The sequence below is a fragment of the Dehalococcoides sp. genome (assembly GCF_041654235.1).
Lineage (GTDB): Bacteria > Chloroflexota > Dehalococcoidia > Dehalococcoidales > Dehalococcoidaceae > Dehalococcoides > Dehalococcoides mccartyi_B.
In genome coordinates, this window is the sequence record NZ_JBAZDW010000113.1 from 1,915 (window position 1) to 2,638 (window position 724).

Genomic DNA, 724 nt, shown 5'->3' on the forward strand with positions numbered 1-724 from the left:
GGTACTCCAGAGTATAGCAGTCGGACTACGGGAGATGAGTTTCGTGGTCAAAAGGGAAACAGCCCAGATCAACAGCTAAGGTCCCCAAATTTATGCTAAGTGGGAAACGATGTGGGGTTACTTAAACAACCAGGAGGTTGGCTCAGAAGCAGCCATCCTTTAAAGAGTGCGTAATAGCTCACTGGTCAAGTGATCCTGCGCGGAAAATTTAACGGGGCTAAGCATAATACCGAAGCTTTGGGTCTCAGCAATAGCTGGGGCGGTAGGGGAGCGTTCTGTTTGCAGTGAAGGTCGACCGTAAGGACGGCTGGAGCGGACAGAAGTGAGAATGCAGGCATGAGTAGCGTAAAACACGTGAGAACCATGTTCGCCGTATGTCTAAGGTTTCCGACGCCAGGTCATTCCGCGTCGGGTTAGTCGGGTCCTTAGCCGAGGCCGAAAGGCGTAGGTGATGGACATCGGGTCAACATTCCCGAACCACTTAAGAGGAGCGATGGGGGGACGCAGCGAGGTAGGCCAGCCCACGATTGGTTGTGTGGGTGCACCAAATGTCAGACGTTGAGAGCTGTAGGAAAATCCGCAGCTTGAGTTGAGATCTGGTGGCGTGCCCTTGAGGTAGAAGTGAGCTAAGCCTTGCTGCCAAGAAAAGTCTCTAAGCATTGATTCTAGAGTGCCCGTACCGCAAACCGACACTGGTAGACGGGTAGAATATACCAAGGCGAAC

1 rRNA gene (cut by a window edge) is annotated in these 724 nt (G+C 52.5%); it reads left to right on the plus strand.

What is annotated here, in order from left to right:
• Nucleotides 1-724 (plus strand): 23S ribosomal RNA (locus WC259_RS08305) (its annotated part extends 982 nt beyond the left edge of the window); the annotation flags it as partial.